Raw genomic sequence first — 21,006 nt, forward strand, 5'->3', positions numbered from 1 at the left:
AATTTGGTTCCATGCTGGCGCGTCTGTCGATCCGTGACATCGTCCTGATCGAACGGCTCGATATCGAATTCGCCTCCGGCCTCGCGGTTCTGACCGGCGAGACCGGTGCGGGCAAATCCATCCTGCTCGATGCCTTTGCACTGGCGCTCGGTGGCCGGGGCGATGCCGGCCTCGTGCGCCACGGCGCGGAGCAGGGGCAGGTCACCGCCGTGTTCGATATCCCGAAGAATCACCCCGCGGCGAAGATCCTCGCCGAGAACGGCCTCGACGATACGAGTGTCGAAGAGTCTTGCGAGATGATTCTCCGTCGGGTGCAGCTCGCCGACGGTCGCACCCGCGCTTTCATCAACGACCAGTCGATCAGCGTGCAGACGCTGAAGGCGGTCGGTGCCGCCCTGGTCGAGATCCACGGCCAGCACGACGAGCGCGCGCTGGTCGATGCCGCCACCCACCGCCGCCTGCTCGATGCTTTTGCCGGCCTGGAGAAGGACGTCGCGGCGGTCGAATCGCTCTGGGACGCCCGTCGCACCGCCAATACCGCGCTCGAGGAGCATCGCGCCGCCATGGAGAGCGCCGCGCGCGAGGCCGATTATCTCCGCCATGCCTCCGATGAGTTGAAGCAGCTCGCGCCCAGGGATGGCGAGGAGACCGCGCTGGCCTCGCGCCGCACCACCATGATGCAGGGCGAGAAGATCGCCTCCGACCTGCGCGAGGCGCAGGAGGCGGTCGGCGGCAATCATTCGCCGGTCGCTGCGCTGTCGGCGGCGGTGCGCCGGCTGGAGCGCCGCGGCGTCAACTCGCCGGCGCTGGTCGAGCCTGCGGTGAAGGCGATCGACGCTGCGATCAACGCGCTGGAGGAAGCCGATCAGCATCTCCAGGCGGCGCTGGCCGCGACCGATTTCGATCCCGCCGAGCTCGAGCGCATCGAGGAACGGCTGTTCGCCCTTCGCGCCGCCTCGCGCAAATATTCGACGCCGGTCGACGGCCTCGCCGCGCTTGCTGCCAAATATGCCGCTGACGTCGTGCTGATCGATGCCGGCGCCTCGCGGCTCAAGAAGCTGGAGCAGGCCGCGATCGAGGCCGACGGCCGCTACGCCGCCGCCGCCAAGAAACTGTCGCTGGCGCGGCAGAAATCGGCGGAGAAGCTCAACAAGGCCGTCAATGCCGAGCTCGCGCCGCTCAAGCTCGAACGGGCCAAGTTCATGACCCAGGTCGAGACCGATGAGGCCGCACCCGGTCCGCAAGGCTTCGACCGTGTCGAGTTCTGGGTCCAGACCAATCCGGGCACCAAGCCGGGCCCGCTGATGAAGGTCGCCTCCGGCGGCGAGCTGTCGCGCTTCCTCCTGGCGCTCAAGGTCGTGCTGTCCGACCGCGGTTCGGCGCCGACCCTGGTGTTCGACGAGATCGACACCGGCGTCGGCGGTGCGGTTGCGGACGCCATCGGCGGGCGCCTCGCGCGCCTCGCCGGCAAGGTCCAGGTCATGGCCGTGACCCACGCCCCACAGGTCGCCGCCCGCGCCGACCAGCACCTCCTGATCTCCAAGGACGCCCTCGACAAGGGCAAGCGCGTCGCCACCCGCGTCAATGCGCTCGCCGCCGACCACCGCCGCGAGGAGATCGCCCGCATGCTCGCCGGCGCCGAGATCACGGCGGAAGCGAGGGCCGCTGCGGAACGGCTGCTCAAGGCGGCAACGGCTTGACTCTCGTGTCCCGGACGCGGTGCAGCGCGTAGCGCTGCTCCGCAGAGCCGGGATCCAGAGCTCCCGTCGCATGGGCCCCGGCTCTGCAGCGCATCGCCGAAGAGGCGCTGCGCTGCGTCCGGGGCACGAGATTTCCACAAGCCTTTACCCTTCCGCCCGCTCCGTCGTATCCAAGCACCATGGCCAGAGCAGCAAGATCCAAAGCAACACCGCTTCGCGACGTCGCCGACCTCACCAAGGCGCAGGCCAAGGTCGAGCACATGCGGCTCGCGCTCGAGATCGAGGGGCACAACGAGCGCTACTATCAAGAGGACGCGCCCACCGTCACCGACGCCGAGTACGACGCGCTGCGCCAGCGCTTCAACGCGATCGAGAAGCGCTTTCCCGAGTTCGTCACCGCGGACTCGCCCTCGCAGAAGGTCGGTGCGGCGCCGTCGGGCCGCTTCAGGAAAGTCCGGCATGCCGTTCCCATGCTGTCGCTCGACAACGCCTTTGCCGAGGAGGACGTGCGCGACTTCGTCGGCCGCATCGTGCGATTCCTGAAGCTCGACGACGACAAGGTCGATTTCTCCGCCGAGCCGAAGATCGACGGCCTCTCGATGTCGCTGCGCTACGAGGGGGGCGAGCTCGTCACCGCCGCGACGCGCGGCGACGGCGCGGTCGGCGAGGACGTCACCGCCAACATCCGCACGCTCGAGGATGTGCCGCAGAAGCTGAAGGGTCGCAACGTTCCCGATATCTGCGAGGTGCGCGGCGAAGTCTATATGACCAAGAAGGCATTCCTTGCCCTCAACGAGCGGCAGAAGGCCGAAGGCGGTACCATCTTCGCCAATCCGCGCAACTCGGCTGCGGGCTCGCTCCGGCAGAAGGACCCGGCCATCACCGCCTCGCGCCCGCTCGGCTTCTTCGCCTATGCGTGGGGCGAGATGAGCGCGATGCCGGAAGGGACCCAGAGCGGCATGATCCACTGGTTCGAGCGCTGCGGCTTCAAGACCAATCCGCTGACCAGGCTCTGTCACTCCGTCGAGGAACTGCTCGCCTTTCATCATGCGATCGAGGAGCAGCGCGCACGGCTCGACTACGACATCGACGGCGTCGTCTACAAGGTCGACCGCATCGACTGGCAGGAGCGGCTCGGCTTCGTCTCGCGCACGCCGCGCTGGGGCATCGCGCACAAATTCCCAGCCGAGCGCGCCATGACGGTGCTGCGCGACATCGAGATCCAGGTCGGCCGTACCGGTTCGTTCACGCCGGTCGGCAAGCTCGAGCCGGTCGGCGTCGGCGGCGTGATCGTGCAGAACGTCACGCTGCACAACGAGGATTACATCAAGGGCATCGGCAACAAGGGCGAGGTGCTGCGCGAGGGCCGCGACATCAGGATCGGCGACACCGTCGTGATCCAGCGCGCCGGCGACGTCATCCCGCAGGTGGTCGACGTCGTCCTCGACAAGCGGCCGAAATCCGCCAGGGAGTTCCACTTCCCGAAGAAGTGCCCGTGTCCGCTCCACACCGACGTCGTGCGCGAGGAGACCGCGACGGGCGAGGAGGGCTCGCGCGCCCGCTGCACCGGCGAGTTCGCCTGTCCCTATCAGAAGATCGAGCATCTCAAGCTGTTCGTCTCGCGGCGCGCCTTCGACATCGACGGCCTCGGCGAGAAGCAGCTCCAGTATTTCTTCGACGAGGGCTGGGTGAAGGAGCCCGCCGACATCTTCACGCTGGAGAAGCGCAACGCGAAGCTCAAGCTCGAGGAGATCGAGGGCTATGGCACGACCTCGGTCCGCAACCTGTTCGGTGCGATCGAGAGCCGGCGCAGAATCGCGCTGGAACGCTTCATTTATGCGCTCGGCATGCGCCATGTCGGCGAGACCACGGCGCTGGCGCTGGCACGCGGCTACGGCTCGTGGGACGCCTTCCACGACGCCTGCCTCAAGGTCGCCAAGGGCGACGAGGAGGCGATCGCGGAGATGGACGCGCTCGACCAGATCGGCGACACCGTGATCAAGAGCATCGCCGATTATTTCGGCGAGAGCCACAACCGCGGCATCGTCGAGCGGCTGACCAAGGAGGTCGAGATCGTCGATGCCGAGAAGCCGAAGAGCAATTCGGCCGTCGCCGGCAAGACCGTGGTGTTCACGGGCTCGCTGGAGAAGATGACGCGGGATGAAGCCAAGGCCACGGCGGAGCGTCTGGGGGCAAAGGTGTCGGGCTCGGTGTCGAAGAAGACCGATCTCGTCGTCGCCGGCCCCGGCGCGGGCTCGAAGCTGGCGGAAGCCAACAAGCACGGGGTCCAGGTGCTGACCGAGGACGAGTGGCTGAAGCTGATCGGGGAGTGAGGTCTCTCTCCGTCATTGCGAGGAGCGTAGCGACGAAGCAATCCAGAATCCTTCCGCAGTGACAGTCTGGATTGCTTCGCTCCGCTCGCAATGACGCGGGAGAGAGCACCGGGCCCCCTACATCATCCCTGTCTCTTCCTCCTCCGCCTTCTCGATCAGTGTCTCGCTCACCATCACCTCGCGCCGAGGGACGACGAAGATCATCGTGCAGGCGCAGAGCAGCGAGATCGCGAGGACCGCGGCGGTGAGCGGCAGCGTCGTTGCGGAATGGCCGCCGAGATAGGCGCCGAATTGCGACATCAGCGCGCCGACGCCTTGCTGGAGGAAACCCATGGCACCCGAGGCGGTGCCAGCGGCCTCCGGGCGGATGCTGATGGCGCCGGCGGCGGAATTCGCCATCACGAACGCATTGCCGACCATCACGATCATCTGCGTTCCGAACAGCCAGGCGGGCGCTTCGTTCCAGCCCGTGAAGCTCCACAGCAGGTTCAGCAGACTGCCGCAGAGTTGCAGGCCGAGTCCGAACCAGATCAGCTTTTCCAGCGAGTGCCGGGGCGCGAAGCGCACGCAGAGCAGATTGCCGACCAGATAGGCAAAGCCCGTGGTCGCGAACCAGGCGCCGTATTCGGCGCTGGTCCGTCCCATCTGCGTCACCACGATGTAGGGGCCGCCGCCGGCGAAGGTGAAGATGATCTGCGAGGCCAGCACCTGGCACATGACATAGCCGACGAAGGCGCGATTGCGGATCAGCATGCCGACGTCGCCGCGGAAGCCGCTGCCGGCGGCGCGGCTGCGGCGCGTCTCGGGCAGCGCCACCGCGATACCCACGGCGACGACGATCGCGGCGATGGTGATGGCGTAGAAGATCGCGCGCCAGCCGAACGCGGTCTCGATCAGGCCGCCGGTGAGCGGCGACACCATCTGTCCGATCATCAGCGCGGCGATGACGAGACTGATCATCGAGGCGACACGGTCGCGCTCGTAGATGTCGCGGATGATGGCGCGGCTCACCACCATGCCGGCGGCGCCGCCCAGCGCCTGGAAGAAGCGCGCGGCGATCAGTTGCGGCAGGTTCTGCGCGAAGATGCAGGCGATGCTGGCCGCAACCATCAGCGCCAGCCCTCCGAGCAGCACCGGGCGCCGTCCGAACCGGTCCGACAGCGGTCCCATGATCAGCTGCGACAGCGCGATGCCGACCATGTAGAGCGAGACCGTCATCTGCGCGATCGAGATGTCGCTGCCGAAATTCGTCGCCAGCACCGGCAGCGCCGGAACCAGCATGTAGAGCGAGATCGGCGCGATCCCGGTCATGACGACCAGCAGCAGCAACACGACGCGCGATGTCGCGATGCTGGTGGCCGCTCCCGGCGGCTTGCTGATCATGCCGTGCATGCGTGTCCGTCTCTCGAATTCGAATCGACTGTAGCGCGCCCGCGCAAGACGGATATCGGCGTTTCGGAATGCGGCTATACGGATTTCGGGAGGGTGCTGATGGTGGCACGATGGTCGCGCCAGCCTCCGCTGTCATTCCCCGCGCATGCGGGGAATCCAGTACACGGCGGCGTCTCGTGCTACGTTTTCTGTCTCTGGAATACTGGATGCCCCGCTTTCGCGGAGCATGACAGCGTTGTTGAGGAAGGAGCGTTGCGTCGGTGGCGTAGCGCCATGCGCGCTGCGGCAGTGAGACTCTACGCCTTCAGCTCCGCCGTGGCCTGATCGAGCCAGGTCCTCGTCGCCTGGTCCAGCGCCGGGCACACCGCGTCCCTCACCCGCGCGTGGTACGCGTTGAGCCAGTCGAGCTCATCGCGGCTCAGCATCGCCGCATCGATCAGCCGCCGGTCGATCGGCGCCAGGGTCAGCGTCTCGAACGCATTCATCGGCTTCTCGGCGCCCTTGATGTCGGCGGCGACGACCAGCTCGAGGTTCTCGATACGGATGCCGAAACCGTCGGTCTTGTAGTAGCCGGGCTCGTTGGAGAGGATCATGCCGCGCTTCAGCGGCGTGGTGCCGAGCTTCGAGATCCGCGCCGGGCCTTCGTGCACCGAGAGATAGCTGCCGACGCCGTGGCCGGTGCCGTGCTCGAAATCGACGCCGGCGGCCCAGAGATATTGCCGCGCCAGCGTGTCGAGCTGCGCGCCCGTGGTGCCGTCGGGGAAGACCGCGCGCGCGATCGCGATATGGCCGCGCAGCACGCGGGTGAAGCGGTCGCGCATCTCGTCCGTGGGCTCGCCGACCGCCATGGTGCGCGTGACGTCGGTGGTGCCGTCTTCATATTGCGCGCCGGAATCGATCAGCAGCAGGTCGCCGGGCGCGATCCGCCGGTTGCTCTTGCGGGTGACGCGGTAGTGCACGATGGCGCCGTTCGGGCCGGTGCCGGAGATGGTCGGAAACGACACGTCCTTGAGCGCGCCGGTATCGCGGCGGAACGTTTCCAGCGCCTCCACCGCATCGATCTCGGTCAGCTTGCCGCCTGGCGCCTCGCGATCGATCCAAGCAAGGAAGCGCGCCAGCGCCACGGCGTCGCGCACATGGGCCGTCTTGGTGCCCTTGATCTCGGTTGCGTTCTTGACCGCCTTGAGCAGTGCGACCGGATCGTTGCCGCGCACCGGCTTGCCGCCGGCGCCCGCGATCAGCCGGCTCAGCGCGTCGGCCGCGGTGGCATTGTCGAGCGCGATCGCCGCGCCGCTTTTGGCGAGCGCCATCAGTGTCGGCGCCATCGCATCGGGCTCGCGCACGTCGGCGGACTGCTCGAGATGGTCGCGCGTCAGGTTGGAGAGCTTGCGGTGGTCGATGAAGATGGTCGGCCGTCCCTCCTTCGGCACCAGCGCGTAGGACAGCGGCAGCGGGGTGTGCGCGACGTCGGCGCCGCGGATGTTGAAGGTCCAGGCCACCGCGTGGCTGTCGGACAGCACCAGCGCATCGGTTCCGAGCTTGGCGATCTCGCCCCTGATCTGCGTCAGCTTCTCGGCTTCAGTGACGCCGGCATGCTGGAGGCCGTGCACGGCGACGGGAGCGAGCGGCGGCTGCGGCCGGTCCTGCCAGATCGCATCGATCGGATTGCTGTCGACGGCCACCAGCTCGGCGCCAGCCTTGGCGCAGGCTGCGGACAGGCGCTCGGCTGCCGCAAAAGTGTGCAGCCACGGATCAAATCCGAGGCGGTCACCGGCTTTCAGATGCGCCGCCACCCAGCTCTCCGGCGGCGGGTCGATCAGCGATTCCACGGCCCAGGCCTTTGCATCGACCTGCTTGGCGGCCTGAAGCGTGTAGCGGCCATCGACGAACACCGCAGCTTCTTGGGACAGCACCACCGCTAGTCCCGCCGAGCCGGTAAAGCCGGTCAGCCAGGCCAGCCGCTCTTCCGATGGCGGCACATACTCGTTCTGCTGCTGATCGGCGCGCGGGATCACGAAGCCGGTCAGCTTGCGACGGGCGAGTTCTTCGCGAAGTGCGGCCAGCCGTGCCGTTAATGCGACACCGGCCTCCGGCTCCTCGAATGTCTGGAAGTATGCTTCGAACATGGTGGATCACTTTAGGATCATGAGGATCGGTCCGCAATCTCGACGCATTTACGTCGCATGTGGCATGGACTGTGCTTGAAATAGTTCTATTCGAATCGAGTGGAGTAAGGATGCGGCAGTTGCGCTTCGTCCGGATAACAGGGAAATTCGAGCAAGTGGTTCATCTCAACGGCGAGGGGACACACGATGCCAGCGTTCACGTTTGAGAAGATTTCGCCGCCAGTACGCCGCGGCCCGGCTGCAACACCACCGAAGAAGCCGCGCGGCCTCATCAGCCAAATGATCGACCGTTTAGCCGAGCGCCGCGCGAGGCGCACCTTGCAGCAGCAGCGCGCGATGCGCCGCGACGAGAAGCCGGCAGAGTAGCCTCAGCGGTGGCGGCGTCATCACCTCGCCCCAGTTCACCCGATCATCCGCAGCAACAGGCTGCTCCACCCCTCGATCCGCAGATGCTTCAGGGGCACGAGGCCGCGCGCGCGATAGGCGGCGATCACGGCAGGGGCCTGGTGAGTCAGCAGGCCGGAAAGGATCACGCGGGCGCCGGGCGCAAGGTGCTGTGCCATCGAGCCCGCCAATTGCCGCAACGGATTGGCAAGGATGTTCGCGAGCACCAGGTCGAACGGGCCGGCGCGCGCAAAATCCGGTGCCGCAAACCCGGTGGCGCGGATCACCCGGACCTGGTTGCCGACTCCGTTCAGGGAGGCGTTCTCAGCCGCCACCCGCACCGAGGGCGGATCGATGTCGGAGGCGAGCACGGCGCGATGCAGCGCCTTCGCCGCTGCGATCGCCAGCACGCCGGTCCCCGTGCCGAGGTCGAGCACGTTCTGCGGCCGGGAACTCTTCAGGACATGGTCAAGCAGCAGTAAACAGCCGCGCGTCGTGCCGTGGTGACCGGTGCCGAAGGCGAGCGCCGCCTCGATCTCGATGGCGAGCTTGTTTGGCGCGACACGGTCACGGTCATGGCTGCCGTGTACGACGAAGCGCCCGGCCGGGACCGGCACGAGATCCTCAAGGCTGGCCTTGACCCAGTCCCTGGCCTCGACGGTGTCGAAGGCGAGGGTTGCGGCGATCTCATTTCCTGCTGAAGTTGCAACGAGTTCGCGCAGCCATGCCTGATCCGGCGCCTCGGCGAAATGGAGCGTGATGTCCCATTGTCCGTCCGGCCGCTCGAAGGCGGCGACAGCGGCATCGCCGTCGAAAAACACCTCGGTGAGCACGTCGACGACGCGCTTGGCGTCGGCCTCGCTGCCGATTGAAAAGCTGGCACGATGGGTGGGCGAAGGCTGCATTCAGGGTTCCGTTGAGTTCAATTTTTGGAACTTTTGGTACCAATTTCCCGTCAAGTTACGGTTCCCGGGTTAACTGGGACGAAGGTTCCGCCCGATACATTCTCAGATGTTGGATCCAGCTAGCACAGCTTGGAGTTGAAACGGAGGCGAGTCTTGAAGCGCATGATTCAGAAGTTCTGGTCGGACGAGTCCGGTGCAACCGCGATCGAGTACGGTCTGATTGCCGCGGGTATCGCCCTGGCGATCATCACCGTGGTGAACGGCCTGGGCACTGCCATGAATGAGAAGTTCACTTCGATTAGCACCTCCTTGAAGTAATTTCCGCCTGCATTTCCCAGCGGGGGCTGTTTTTCTTCAGAGGCTGTTCCTGATCACCGCCCGCCAGGGATTTCCCTGGCGGGCGAGGTCGTTTCCGCGGCGTCAGTTCTGCGGATCTTCAACAGGTTATCCGCCGGCTTGCCGGGACCTATCCACCGCTTTTCCCGCAATTGTCCCTGCGATTTTCCACCGACTTTCCCCAGCTTCGGCGCGGGGTTCTGGCCCAGGCATCCACCGCCCGACCACAGACCTTTCGACAACCTGTCCACAAGCAATCCACAGACCTATCCACGGCTTCCGAACAGCGACCGGTGATCCCGCAGGATCGCCTGCGCCGCGTTGTGGCCGGGGGCGCCGGTGACGCCGCCGCCGGGATGGGCGCCGGAGCCGCAATGGTACAGGCCCTTCAGCGGTCCGCGATAATCGGCATGTCCCAGCATCGGCCGCGCCGAGAACAACTGGTTCAGCGTCAGCGCGCCGTGGAAGATGTCGCCTCCCAACAGTCCGAACTGCCGTTCGAGATCGAGCGGGGACAGGATCTGGCGGCCGAGCACGCTCGCCGCAAAGCCGGGCGCGTATTTGTCCGCCGTCGCGATCATGAGATCGGCGACCTCTTCGCGATGCTCGTCCCACGACGTTCCATCGGGAAGCTCCGGCGCGACATGCTGGCAGAACAGGCTCGCGACATGCTTGCCGGCGGGTGCCAGCGTGTCGTCGAGCGTCGAGGGGATCAGCATCTCGACGACGGGTTCGCGGCTCCAGCCCTGCGCTCGCGCATCGAGCCAGGCGCGGTCCATGTAGTCGAGGCTCGGCGCCAGGATGATGCCGGAAGAGAGATGATCGCCCTCGCCCGGCAGCGCCGTGAAGGACGGCAGGCGGTCCAGCGCCACGTTCATGCGGAAGGTGCCGGACCCGTTCCTCCAGTGCCGGATGCGGGTGAGGAAGTCCGCCGGGAGAGCGTCGGCCGCGACCAGCCGCGTGTAGAGCAGCTTTGGATTGACATTGGCCGCGACATATCTTGCCCGGACGGCCGAGCCGTTCTCCAGCACGACGCCGACGGCGCGGTCGCGCTCGACGATGATCTCACGGACGCCGGCATCGGTTTCGATGACGACGCCGTGGTCGCGGGCCGCGCGCGCCATCGCCTGCGTGATCGCGCCCATGCCGCCGATGGCGTGGCCCCAGACGCCTTTCTTGCCGTTTACCTCGCCGAAGGCGTGATGCAGCATCACATAGGCCGAGCCGGCGGCATAGGGGCTGGCATAGTTACCGACGATGGCGTCGAAACCGAACAGCGCCTTGACCAGATCATGTTCGAAACGTTCGTCCAGCATTTCGCCGGCGGAACGGGTGAAGAGATCGAGCAGGCTGCGGCTCTGCTCCAGCGTGAGGCCGCGCAGGATGTTGGCGCTCTGGAGCGCGTTCACGGCCTCGCGGATCGCGTTCGTGCCGAACCCGTCGAGCAGGTTCGGCGGCGCGCGCAGCACGAACTGCCTGAGCACGTCGGCGATGTCCTCCAGTTCGCGCGAGAAGCCGTCGAGGGCCTCCGCATCATGCGCACTGAGACGGGCGACTGACGCTTTCGTCCGCCCCTCGCCGGTGAGGAGATAGCTTGCATCTGGCGCGGGCAGAAAATTCTGCGCGCGCCGTTCGACGATCCGCAGGCCGTGCTCGGCGAGCTTGAGGTCACGGATCACCCGCGGATTGAGCAGGCTCACGGTGTAGGCTGCGACCGAATTGCGGTATCCCGGATGAAACTCCTCCGTGACTGCGGCCCCGCCAACCACCTTGCGACGCTCGACCACGCGCACCCGCAGGCCCGCCATCGCAAGATAGGCCGCGCAGGTGAGGCCGTTATGGCCAGCGCCGATGATGACGACGTCGGTTTCACTCATGAAGAATGCAAGGCCCAGTCTGCTGTCATTCCGGGGCTCACGAAGCGAGAACCCGGAATCTCGAGGTTCCGGGTTCGATGCTTTGCATCGCCCCGGAACGACCTCCTTATATCAAGCATTCCTTGCTGCAACATCACGTCACACTTTATTGCCCGATCAGGCGCCTTGTGCTCCATTGCGCGCGTCCGGCGCCCGCCGGAGTCTTGCCGGAGCATCCATGGATTCCATCGTGCAACCCGCCGTCACGGAGCAGCCTTCGTCGTCGCGCAACCGGCTGCTGCTGGCGGTCTACACGGCTGCGATCTTCGTCAGCGCGCTGCTGCTGTTCTCGGTGCAGCCGCTGTTCACGAAGATGGTGCTGCCGCGGCTCGGCGGCTCGCCGGCGGTGTGGTCGGTGGCCATGGTGTTCTTCCAGTCGCTGCTGCTCGCGGGCTACGCCTATGCGCATCTGCTGATGCAGGCCAAAAGCCGTATCGTTCCGGTCGCGGTGCATCTGGTGCTGCTGATCGCGGCCTTCGCCACGCTGCCGCTCGGCATCGCCTCCGCCTATGGCGAGCCGCCTGCTTCCGGCTATGCGTTCTGGCTGCTCGGCCTGTTCGCGGTCTCGATCGGGCTGCCGTTCTTCGCGCTCGCCGCCAACAATCCGCTGCTGCAGGCCTGGTTCGTCCGCACCGGCCACCCCGACGGGCACGATCCCTATTTCCTCTATGCCTCCTCCAACATCGGCAGCTTCCTCGCACTGTTGTCCTATCCGTTCCTGCTGGAGCCGATGTTCACGCTGCACCTGCAGAACCGGTTCTGGACGGCAGGCTATGGCCTGTTGATCCTTCTCATCGCCGCCTGCGGCGCGCTGTTGTTGCGTTCGCCGAGGCTGGCTGAGGTCGAAGCGCGAGACGAGGAGGTGAACGCACCGGCGCCCGGGCTTATCACGCGGCTGCGCTGGATCTTCCTGGCCGCGGTGCCGTCCGGCCTGCTCATCGCGGTGACCGCACACATCTCCACCGACGTCGCCGCAGCGCCGCTTCTGTGGGTGCTGCCGCTGTCGCTGTATCTGCTGACCTGGGTCGTCGTGTTCCAGTCGCGTCCGCTGCTGCCGCACAAATGGATGCTGATGCTCCAGCCGGTCGCCATTGCCGGCGTCGTCGTGCTGCTGGCGTTCGGCGGCGAGCAGAATCTGCTGCTGACGCTCGGCGGTCATCAATTGTGCTTCTTCGTCATCGCCATGGCCTGCCACGGCGAACTGGCGCGGACGCGGCCGCCCGCCAGATATCTCACCGGCTTCTACGTCGCGCTGTCATTCGGCGGCATGGTCGGCGGCCTGTTCGCAGGGCTCGTTGCTCCATTCACCTTCTCGTGGATCGCCGAATATCCGATCCTGATTGCGCTTGCCGCGCTGTGCCGCCCCTCCGCGAACGAACGCCTCGCCGGCATCGTCAAATGGTACTGGCTGGCGCTCGCCGCGCTCGCGGTGGCGCTCGTCGCGCCGTCTTATACGACCGGCGACCTCTCGACCTGGCTCGAGGATCACCGCGTCTGGGTCGCCGGCGCCGTCGGCGTGCTCGCCGCGCTGCTCGCGCTGATCCTCAATGCCGGCCGCTGGAAGATCTTTGCCACCGTCGCGCTCGCGCTGGCGTTGATCCGTGTTTATCCCGCGGACGAGGGCCGCGTCACGACGGTGCGCAGCTTCTTCGGCGTGCACAAGATCGTGGTGACGCCGGGCGGCTATTTCCATGTGCTGATGCACGGCACCACCATCCACGGCGCCGAGCGCTTCCGCAACGATGACGGCACGCCGGTCATCGGCCGGCCGGAGCCGATCACCTACTATCACAAGGACGGCGGCATCGGTCAGGCCGTCAGCGCCATCCGCGAGCGCAAGGGCGCGCCGCTCAAGGTCGCCGCGATCGGCGTCGGCTCCGGCACGCTCGCCTGCGCCGCCGAGCCGGGGGAGAACTGGACCTTCTTCGAGATCGACCAGTCCATGGTCGACGCGGCGCGTGACCCCAGGAATTTCCGCTACATCTCGAGCTGCATGCCGGACATGAAGCCCGTCATCGGCGATGCGCGCCTCACCTTCGCGAAGGAGCCCGATGGCGCTTACGATCTCGTCATCGTCGATGCCTATTCGTCCGATGCGATCCCGATTCATCTCGCCACCGAAGAGGCGATGAAGATCTACAAGGACAAGCTCGCGCCCCACGGCGCGGTGGTGATGCACGTCTCCAACCGGCATCTGGATCTCGAGACGGTCGTTGTCGGCATTGCGGATGCCAACGATCTCACGAGCTGGGTCTTCAACGAGGATTCCGGGCGCGATTCCGACTACATCTTCTCGACCGACGTCGTCATCTCCGCGCGCGAGGAGGCCGACATCGGCAGGCTCGCATCCTCCAAGCAATGGGTACAGACCGAGGCCGACGACAGGGTGCGGGTCTGGACCGACGACTATTCGAATATCCTGGGCGCGCTGTATCGGCGTTTGCGGGACGGGGAGTAGGCTTCGCGCCTCAAGTGATCTCGTGCCCCGGACGCAGCGCAGCACGAAGTGATGCGCTGCAGAGCCGGGGCCCATGGCGCAGCGTTCTGGGTCCCGGCTCTCCGCCGCACCGCTACGCGCTACGTCGCGTCCGGGACGCGAGATCGGAGCTATGGCGCTACCGGCGTCCCTGCCGGCAGCGCGATCCCCTTCCCGCCGGCGATCTGGCGCAGCAGGTCCGGCCTGTCCGAGATGATCCCATCGACGCCGAGCTCGATCATGCGCGCCATGTCTTCGGGCTTGTTGACCGTCCAGACCACGACACGCAATCCGAGTTCATGGGCCTCGGTGACCAGTGACGCGGTCACATCGCCGAAGTAAGGCGACCAGATCGCGCCGCCCGCAGCCTTGACCGTCCTTGGCAGCGAGCCGCCGTGATCGGCCGGGTTGAAACCCGCCGTCCAGTTGGTCGCCTTGTCGCGTGCCACCGTCGGGCGCGAGCCGCGCTGGAGCGTCAGGTACACGGTCGGGATCTTCGGCGCCTGCTGCTGGACGAGAAGCAGGGTTCGCCAGTCGAACGACTGGATCATGACGCGGTCGGAGAGTTTTTCGGCCTCGATCACTCCGAGCAGCTTCGCGACGAAGGCCTGCGGATCAGGCGCTTCGTTCGGATGGTTCGGATCGATCTTGGTCTCGATGTTGAAGCCGACGCGCGCGTTGCCGGACTTGCGCACCAGCGCGAACAGCTCCCTCAAGGTGGGAATGCGCGTCCCCGGCAGCGCACGCTGGTCGGGGAATTGTCTTGCGTAGGCACTGTCCGGCCGGATCTGGCCGACGTCATAGGTCCTGACCTCGTCGAGCCGCAGCTTCACGAAAGGCGTGCCGGGCGGAGCGATGTAGGCTCCATCGGGGCCGCGGGCGAGATCGGGGTTGAGCCTGCGCTCATGCGACAGGATAACTTCGCCGTCGGCGGTGACACCGACGTCGAGCTCCAGCGTGTCCACGCCCATCGACAGCGCATTGGCGAAGGCGGGCAGGGTGTTTTCCGGCAACAGCGCCCGCCCGCCGCGATGCGCCTCGAGATCAAAGGCCACATCAAATCCCATGGCCCGTCCCGCCATCAGAACGCAGAGCACGATCAGAATGGTCGTGGCACGTGGCTTCATGGTGCCTCGGCCGGCGAGGGCGGTTGATGGCGGCTGCGTCAGTTCTGATAGTAATAGCCGCGCGGCTGATAATACTGCCGCGGCTGCGGCTGATAGTAGTAGCCCTGCTGGCCGTAGCCCTGGTCGTAATAGGTCCGCGGCTGCTGCTGCTGATAGACCTGCGTGTCGTAGAGCGGGCGGGTGGCCGAGCGCGGCGCCGGATAGCGCGCGCCGGTGTCGCTGCCGTCGGCCGGATAGATGTAGTTGTCGTCCTGCGGCATGTAGCGGCGCGCGGGCTGTGCCGGCGGCGCCAGGTTCACGGGATCACCGGCGGTCGCGTATTGCTCCTCAGCCGGCTGCGGTGCGCGCGCCACTGCATTGGCATTGCGGCCGCGCGGATTGCGAGCCAGCGCCACCTGCGCCGAGCCGGTCAGCGTCACCGTGGTGTTGAGCACGCCCTGCTGCTGAACCAGCGCATAGAGTGTCGAGGCATTCTGGCGCGACAGCCGCACGCAGCCATGGGAGGCGGGGGAGCCGAGCCGGCCGACCGAGTCCGTGCCGTGGATGGCATGCCCGACCTTGGTGAAGAAGATCGCGTGCGGCATCGGCGCGTCGTCGAATTCCTTGGAGTAGTGATCCTCTTCCATGCGGAAGGCGCGGAACGCGCCGTTCGGCGTCTCGCGCGAGGGGATGCCGGTCGACACCGGCCAGTGATAGCGCGCGACGCCGTCGACGGCGACGGTCATCTGCTGGTTGTCCTTGTCGACGGTGATCTCGACCTTGGCCTGCGCGGCGCCCGCGCTGAACAGCAGCGATGAGGTGAAAGCAATGAAAAACCAACGCATCTGGAAACGCATATCAATCTCGGCCTCCGGCCTGTTCACGCTAGGCGCCGCGGCTCTCCGTCCCCGGCGTGCAATATGCCTGCAATCCGGCTTTCGTTCCAGCGAGCTGCCGGCCCATCGTTAACGCGATGCCTGATGTAAGCAAGGCCGCTTCGTGCCGCGCCGCGCGCGGCAGCGCTGACATTTTCGCGAGCAGAGGCGCGTTCACAACACCGACAATTCGTCACAAAGGCGCAACCATTCCGCCGCGCGGCGCGTTGATGATGGCCTCTCTCGACTGGCGGCACGTCCGCCGCCGTTTACCTCTTTACCTTCCCTGGGGACCCGAAAATGAACAAAGCCCGTCTCGCCGCTGCGCCTTTGCCGGCCAGTCTGCCCATCCGTCTACTGTTCGCCGCCGCCACGCTGCTGGCGCTATCGTCGTTGCCGCAAGTCAGTCACGCCCAGGGCATCGTGCGCGGCGCACAGGAGGGCTCTTATGAAGGCAACCGCATCGCCGGGCCCGTGGGCGGCGCGGTCGGCGGTGTCGTCGGTGCCGGCGTTGGCGGGGCTGTCGGTGCAGTCGAGGGCGTGCTCGGCGTTCCCCACCGCCATTACCGGCACCGCTGTCGCGGATATTACGACAGCCATCACCGTTTCCGTTGCTATCGGTGAGTCCAACGCCGTCATTCCGGGGCGCCCAAAGAGCGAGCCCGGAATCCATTCATCCACCAACTCTGTCGCGCAATGGATTCCGGGCTCGTGCCGCGCACGCCCCGGAATGACAGCTCAATTCTTCAGCCGGTACCCCGTCCTGAAAATCCACCAGATCACGACCAGGCAGATCACCAGGAACGCCAGCGTCATGCCGATGCTGACGGACATACCGACGTCTGCGATCTCGTAGAAGCTCCAGCGGAAGCCGGAGATCAGATAGACGACCGGATTGAGCAGCGCGACCGTGCGCCAGGTCGGCGGCAGCATGTCGATGGAATAGAAGCTGCCGCCGAGGAAGGTCAGCGGCGTCACCACCAGCATCGGGATCATCTGCAGCTTTTCGAAGCCGTCGGCCCAGATGCCGATGATGAAGCCGAACAGGCTGAACGTCACCGCGGTCAGCACCAGGAAGGCCAGCATCCAGACCGGATGCTGGATGTGCAGCGGCACGAACAGGCCGGCCGTCGCCAGGATGATGAGGCCCAGAATGATCGACTTGGTCGCGGCGGCGCCGACATAGCCGAGCACGATCTCGAAATAGGAGATCGGCGCCGACAGGATCTCGTAGATCGTGCCGGTGAATTTCGGGAAGTAGATGCCGAAGGAGGCGTTGGCGATGCTCTGGGTCAGCACCGAGAGCATGATCAGGCCCGGCACGATGAAGGTGCCGTAGCTGACGCCCTCGACCTGGCTGATGCGCGAGCCGATCGCGGCGCCGAACACCACGAAATAGAGCGAGGTCGAGACCACGGGCGAGACGATGCTTTGCAGCAGCGTGCGCCAGGTGCGTGCCATTTCGAACAGATAGATGGCGCGAATGGCGCGATGGTTCATGACGTCCTCACAAGGTCGACGAAGATGTCCTCGAGCGACGATTGCGTCGTGTCGAGGTCGTTGAAGCGGATGCCGGCGGCGCGCAAATCGCCGAGCAGGCTGGTGATGCCGGTGCGCTCGCCCTTGGTGTCGTAGTCGTAGACCAGCGTCGCGCCGCTATCGCAGAGCTCGAGCTCGTAATGGCGAAGGCTCTCCGGCAGCGAGGCGATCTTGCCCTGCAGATGCAGCGTCAGGCGCTTCTTGCCGAGCTTCTGCATCAAGGTCGTCTTGTCCTCGATCAGAACGATCTCGCCCTTGTTGATGACGCCGATGCGGTCGGCCATCTCCTCGGCTTCCTCGATGTAGTGGGTGGTGAGGATGATGGTGACGCCGGACTGTTGCAGCCCGCGCACCACCTCCCACATGCCCTTGCGCAGCTCGACGTCGACGCCAGCGGTGGGCTCGTCCAGGAACAGGATCTGCGGCTCGTGCGACAGCGCTTTGGCGATCATCACGCGACGCTTCATGCCGCCGGAGAGCGTGATGATCTTGTTGTCCTTCTTGTCCCACAGCGAGAGGTCCTTCAGCACCTTCTCGATATGATCGGGGTTCTTCGGCTTGCCGAACAGGCCGCGTGAGAAGCTCACGGTCGCCCACACGCTCTCGAAGGCGTCGGTGTGCAATTCCTGCGGCACGAGGCCGATCAGCGAGCGCGCCTTGCGGTAGGAGGTCTGGATGTCCTCGCCGCCCACCAAGACCTTGCCTTGGCTCGGGTTGGCGATGCCGCAGATGATCGAAATCAGCGTGGTCTTGCCGGCCCCGTTGGGGCCGAGCAGCGCAAAAATCTCGCCACGCTTGATGTCGAGATTGACGTTCTTGAGCGCCTTGAAGCCGGACCCATAGGTCTTCGACAGATTGGCGACGGAAATGATGGAAGACATGATGGCCGGCGGGCTGGGGAGGGAAAGGGGAACGCCGGACCCACTCGGAAAGGCGGGTCGGCGGAGCCCTGAAATAGGAACGCTGTCTTCGGCCCGCAATTCCCCGGAGGAAAATGGTCTCAAAACAGGCCGTTCAATGGCATGTTCCGGGCAGGTGTTGCGCGATGGCCACGGCTTGCTGCGAAGATTGTCGCTCACGCGTCTCTTTATTGCGTCTGCGAGCGGGCCGTGGCTACGATTCCGGCCAATCGCCAAGCGTATTGTCTCCAGGGAAAAAATCGATGAGACCGAACGGCCGTCACACCGCCGGCGCCCGCCAATTGTCCACACTGCGTGTGTGGGCGATGGGCCTGCTCCTGCTGTCAGCTGTTGCCATCAGCCCGACCACCGCCAAGGCCGCGCCGAGCCAGGCCGCTGTGGCAACCACGCATGTCTACCTGCTTCGTGGCGTGCTCAACATCTTCTCGCTCGGGCTCGACACGATCGGCGCCCGGCTCCAGGCGCAGGGCATCCCGGTGACCGTCGCCAACTTCGTGTCCTGGTCCTCGCTCGCCGATGAAGCGGCGGCCGCCTACAGGGCCGGCCGGCTCAAGACCATCGTCCTGGTCGGCCATTCCTCCGGCGCGACGGCGCTGCCGGACATGATCGCCAAGCTCAATCAGCTCGGCGTGCCCGTGAAGCTCGCGATCGGCCTCGACTCCGTGTTCAAGACCAAGCTCTCGACCGGCGCGGAGCGGTACATCAACATCTATATCGGCGATGGTCCCGGTGAGCCGGTGCGGGCCGCAGCGGGTTTTCGCGGCAAGCTTGACAATGTCGACGTGCGCGGCACCGGCGTCGGCCACATCTCGATCGACAAGAACGAGGCGATCCAGCGTCGCGTCATTGCCGAGATCGATGCTGCCATCATGCGCTCGCGCGCACCGGCAGCGCCGGTCGCCGAACCCGGTACGCCGCGACGGGCACGCTCGGCGGCGGCGGCCGCTCCCGCCAGGAACTGAGCTTCCTTGCGCGACGGACTCGTCGCGCAGCCACCCTTCGGCGATCGCGGGAACAGCGCGGTCGGGAAGAACGGATCGTTCTTGCCCAGACCGCAGGGAACGGCGGCGTGTGCTTGCAGAAATAGTCCTGGAAGGCGGGATAGAGCGCTTTGTAGCAAGTGACGCCCTATCGCTTCCTGACCAGCGTGAGGGGACGGCTGGCCCTTTGATCGCGGGGCTTGCTCGCTGCGCTCCCGGCTTCGGGCGGGCTCAGGAAGCGGACGAGCATCGTCTTCAGATGCGCAGTGCTCTGCTTGATATCCAGCTTCGGATTGCGGATCGGCATTGCGCGCGATCCGTCGATGATCGCGATCAGGATGTTCGCCGTCGCTTCCGGGTCCAGTCCCGGATCCACCCGCCCCTGGCTTTGCGCCCGGCGCAGGAAGTCGGCCCACATGCGGCGAACCGCTTCGGTGTGCCGTTCGATGATCTTGGCGAATTCCGGATTGCGTGCGGCCTCCGCGAGGCCATCCAGATTGAGGATCTGGGCAGGACGAAACCGCAGGCTGGTTTCCTCAATGTCGGCGAGCAGCGCCTCGATCACGTCCGTGGCCGTGAGAATCTTTTCGAAACGCTCCGCCGAACGGCACAGACCCAAATCGATCATCGCCTCGATGATCGCGATCTTGCTTGGAAAGTAGTGGTAGAGGTGCCCCGGACTGATCCCGGCCTCGGTGCAGATGTCGGTCGTGCTGGCGCCGCGGAAGCCGTCCCTGGTGAAGCAGCGGATCGCCGCGTCGAGGATCTCCCCGCGCTTCCGCTCATGCTTGACGGGGTCCACCTTCCTCAAGGCCCGTTCTCCTTTTCGTGAAGGCCCAATTTAGCATGCCGGTCCGTCACGAGAAATTCAAAATTAGAGAGTTCCATCTATTTATGCTGACGGGCAGCAACCGGCGTTGAGAACGTTAATAGAGTGATCTCTCTAGTAAAGAGTCCGGGCCTGAGCGGAACCATGCGCGTTCGATGGGTGACACTGGTGTCTGTCACGCTCGCGATCGGTGGTTGCGCGACCGCGCCGCTCGAACGGGGCGGCTCGCTCAGGAGCTACGACCGGATGTCGGATGCAAATGGGCTGGTGACGCGATCGCAGATCCGCGTGAACAAGAAGGATTTGCTGGCGGCGAAGACGATCCGGATCGCGACGACGGTCTTTCCCGCGCGTTCCGACGTCGCGCTGAACGAAAAGGAGCGGCGCCTGGTCGCAAACGCCGTCAGCCGACGCTCACGCAATGATCCGGATGCGGTTGCCGTCACATCCGACTTCAACAACATTCGTGGCTCACCAGAGTAGATGACATGACCCAAGCAACGATCCGTCCCTTGCGCCAAGATGCAGCGCGCGCCGATGCGCGCGTGTACGCGACGAGCGCGCCCCTGTTCACGGCCGATGAGGTGTGGAGCCGAACCAACGCGGATCGTCGTTCGGCCGGCGAGACGGACGACCAGGATTCGATCCTGGAATCCGGCTTCTGGATGGCGACCGTGGTTGCGTTCCTGCCCACGGTCGCGGGCTGCTTCTATCTCTTTCTGACCCAAGGATGAGGCCCAAGGATGAGGCGCGTATCGAGCGCGGCGGCCTTGTCCGCGGTCTTGACACTGTTGCTGGCGGGCTGCGGGTCGAGCTTCGATCTTCCTCCGGCGTATCAACCTCCGCAGCCGCCCAGTGCCAAGGCGGTGAAAGACGGCGTCACGAAAGCGGCTGCCGAAGCCAAGCTGAGCGGGGGACTGGAGACATCCGCCGTCCGCCATTCCGACCACGGGCCGGGATCGTATTTCGTCTGCCTGAGGCAGAGTGGCCCATCAGCCAGCAGGCGCCCCGCCTATTCGGTCTTTTTCGACGATGATACCTACAAGGGTGTCCAGACTTCGGTGATTCTCGAGGCCTGCGAAGCCGAGGCATGGACACCCTTCAATCAAATCGGTTCCCTCCAATGATGCCACGATGCCGCGGGCGTCACGGTCCCGGTTCCGTGCCCCAAATTCCACCCAATCGGCGG

Annotated in this window: 19 protein-coding genes; 10 read left to right on the forward strand and 9 right to left on the reverse strand. The window is 65.5% G+C overall.

All coding sequences use genetic code 11. The features are described from left to right. The first annotated feature begins 11 nt into the window (after positions 1-11). Together recN and ligA are read left to right on the forward strand one after the other, a co-directional pair. Entirely contained in the window at positions 12-1,700 is a 1,689-nt protein-coding gene (recN, locus tag IVB23_RS31170; protein ID WP_197968149.1) for a DNA repair protein RecN, read from the forward strand. A 179-nt stretch (positions 1,701-1,879) separates the two neighbouring features. Continuing rightward, positions 1,880-4,033 (forward strand): NAD-dependent DNA ligase LigA, encoded by a 2,154-nt coding sequence (gene ligA / locus IVB23_RS31175; protein ID WP_247801143.1) that lies wholly within the window; start codon positions 1,880-1,882, stop codon positions 4,031-4,033. Between the two features lie 117 nt (positions 4,034-4,150). Here the strand turns inward: ligA and IVB23_RS31180 are convergent, their stop codons facing one another. Continuing rightward, positions 4,151-5,425 carry a multidrug effflux MFS transporter gene (locus IVB23_RS31180; RefSeq protein ID WP_247801144.1) on the reverse strand — a complete coding sequence of 425 codons (1,275 nt, stop codon included), beginning with the start codon at positions 5,423-5,425 and terminating at the stop codon, positions 4,151-4,153. A 296-nt stretch (positions 5,426-5,721) separates the two neighbouring features. Continuing rightward, positions 5,722-7,551, reverse strand: a complete 1,830-nt coding sequence (locus tag IVB23_RS31185) for an aminopeptidase P family protein (protein WP_247801145.1) — start codon at positions 7,549-7,551, stop codon at positions 5,722-5,724. A 186-nt stretch (positions 7,552-7,737) separates the two neighbouring features. Here IVB23_RS31185 and IVB23_RS31190 point away from each other — a divergent pair, with 186 nt between their 5' ends. Further along, a complete protein-coding gene (locus tag IVB23_RS31190; RefSeq protein WP_082821949.1) occupies positions 7,738-7,917 on the forward strand; it encodes a hypothetical protein in 180 nt (59 codons plus the stop codon). A gap of 35 nt (positions 7,918-7,952) precedes the next feature. On the opposite strand, the gene IVB23_RS31195 is transcribed toward IVB23_RS31190, so the two are convergent. Further along, positions 7,953-8,840, reverse strand: coding sequence for a 50S ribosomal protein L11 methyltransferase (locus IVB23_RS31195; protein WP_247801146.1), 888 nt, complete (start codon positions 8,838-8,840; stop codon positions 7,953-7,955). Between the two features lie 153 nt (positions 8,841-8,993). Here IVB23_RS31195 and IVB23_RS31200 point away from each other — a divergent pair, with 153 nt between their 5' ends. Further along, on the forward strand, positions 8,994-9,158 hold the full coding sequence (locus tag IVB23_RS31200; RefSeq protein ID WP_035700501.1) for a Flp family type IVb pilin: 165 nt from the start codon (positions 8,994-8,996) through the stop codon (positions 9,156-9,158). Between the two features lie 284 nt (positions 9,159-9,442). Here the strand turns inward: IVB23_RS31200 and IVB23_RS31205 are convergent, their stop codons facing one another. Then, complete coding sequence (locus tag IVB23_RS31205) at positions 9,443-11,053, reverse strand: NAD(P)/FAD-dependent oxidoreductase (RefSeq protein ID WP_247801147.1); 1,611 nt, start codon at positions 11,051-11,053, stop codon at positions 9,443-9,445. A 217-nt stretch (positions 11,054-11,270) separates the two neighbouring features. Between IVB23_RS31205 and IVB23_RS31210 the strand changes: the two genes are divergently transcribed. After that, positions 11,271-13,550 carry a fused MFS/spermidine synthase gene (locus IVB23_RS31210; protein WP_247801148.1) on the forward strand — a complete coding sequence of 760 codons (2,280 nt, stop codon included), beginning with the start codon at positions 11,271-11,273 and terminating at the stop codon, positions 13,548-13,550. A 149-nt stretch (positions 13,551-13,699) separates the two neighbouring features. On the opposite strand, the gene IVB23_RS31215 is transcribed toward IVB23_RS31210, so the two are convergent. Together IVB23_RS31215 and IVB23_RS31220 are read right to left on the reverse strand one after the other, a co-directional pair. Continuing rightward, positions 13,700-14,695: a glycerophosphodiester phosphodiesterase gene (locus IVB23_RS31215; RefSeq protein ID WP_247801149.1), complete on the reverse strand. Its 996-nt coding sequence runs from the start codon at positions 14,693-14,695 to the stop codon at positions 13,700-13,702. 38 nt (positions 14,696-14,733) lie between these two features. Then, positions 14,734-15,519 (reverse strand): L,D-transpeptidase, encoded by a 786-nt coding sequence (locus IVB23_RS31220; RefSeq protein ID WP_247801150.1) that lies wholly within the window; start codon positions 15,517-15,519, stop codon positions 14,734-14,736. A 330-nt stretch (positions 15,520-15,849) separates the two neighbouring features. On the opposite strand from IVB23_RS31220, the gene IVB23_RS31225 reads away from it, so the two are divergent. Next, on the forward strand, positions 15,850-16,173 hold the full coding sequence (locus IVB23_RS31225) for a hypothetical protein (RefSeq protein WP_197968140.1): 324 nt from the start codon (positions 15,850-15,852) through the stop codon (positions 16,171-16,173). Between the two features lie 114 nt (positions 16,174-16,287). On the opposite strand, the gene IVB23_RS31230 is transcribed toward IVB23_RS31225, so the two are convergent. Beyond that, positions 16,288-17,049 (reverse strand): ABC transporter permease, encoded by a 762-nt coding sequence (locus IVB23_RS31230; RefSeq protein ID WP_247801151.1) that lies wholly within the window; start codon positions 17,047-17,049, stop codon positions 16,288-16,290. Then, positions 17,046-17,969, reverse strand: coding sequence for an ABC transporter ATP-binding protein (locus IVB23_RS31235; protein ID WP_247801152.1), 924 nt, complete (start codon positions 17,967-17,969; stop codon positions 17,046-17,048). Before IVB23_RS31235 ends, IVB23_RS31230 begins: the two co-directional genes overlap by 4 nt. Positions 17,970-18,250: 281 nt before the next feature. Between IVB23_RS31235 and IVB23_RS31240 the strand changes: the two genes are divergently transcribed. Next, complete coding sequence (locus IVB23_RS31240) at positions 18,251-18,970, forward strand: hypothetical protein (protein WP_061877590.1); 720 nt, start codon at positions 18,251-18,253, stop codon at positions 18,968-18,970. Positions 18,971-19,136: 166 nt separating this feature from the next. On the opposite strand, the gene IVB23_RS31245 is transcribed toward IVB23_RS31240, so the two are convergent. Then, entirely contained in the window at positions 19,137-19,799 is a 663-nt protein-coding gene (locus tag IVB23_RS31245; protein WP_061877591.1) for a TetR/AcrR family transcriptional regulator, read from the reverse strand. Between the two features lie 162 nt (positions 19,800-19,961). Between IVB23_RS31245 and IVB23_RS31250 the strand changes: the two genes are divergently transcribed. The 3 genes from IVB23_RS31250 to IVB23_RS31260 are packed head-to-tail and all read left to right on the forward strand — an operon-like array spanning position 19,962 to position 20,944. Next, entirely contained in the window at positions 19,962-20,300 is a 339-nt protein-coding gene (locus IVB23_RS31250; RefSeq protein ID WP_346659125.1) for a hypothetical protein, read from the forward strand. Positions 20,301-20,305: 5 nt separating this feature from the next. Beyond that, a complete protein-coding gene (locus tag IVB23_RS31255; protein ID WP_197968137.1) occupies positions 20,306-20,551 on the forward strand; it encodes a hypothetical protein in 246 nt (81 codons plus the stop codon). Positions 20,552-20,560: 9 nt separating this feature from the next. Then, positions 20,561-20,944, forward strand: coding sequence for a hypothetical protein (locus IVB23_RS31260; RefSeq protein ID WP_247801153.1), 384 nt, complete (start codon positions 20,561-20,563; stop codon positions 20,942-20,944). Positions 20,945-21,006: the final 62 nt, after the last annotated feature.

It is taken from the genome of Bradyrhizobium sp. 191 (assembly GCF_023100985.1).
Taxonomy (GTDB): domain Bacteria; phylum Pseudomonadota; class Alphaproteobacteria; order Rhizobiales; family Xanthobacteraceae; genus Bradyrhizobium; species Bradyrhizobium diversitatis.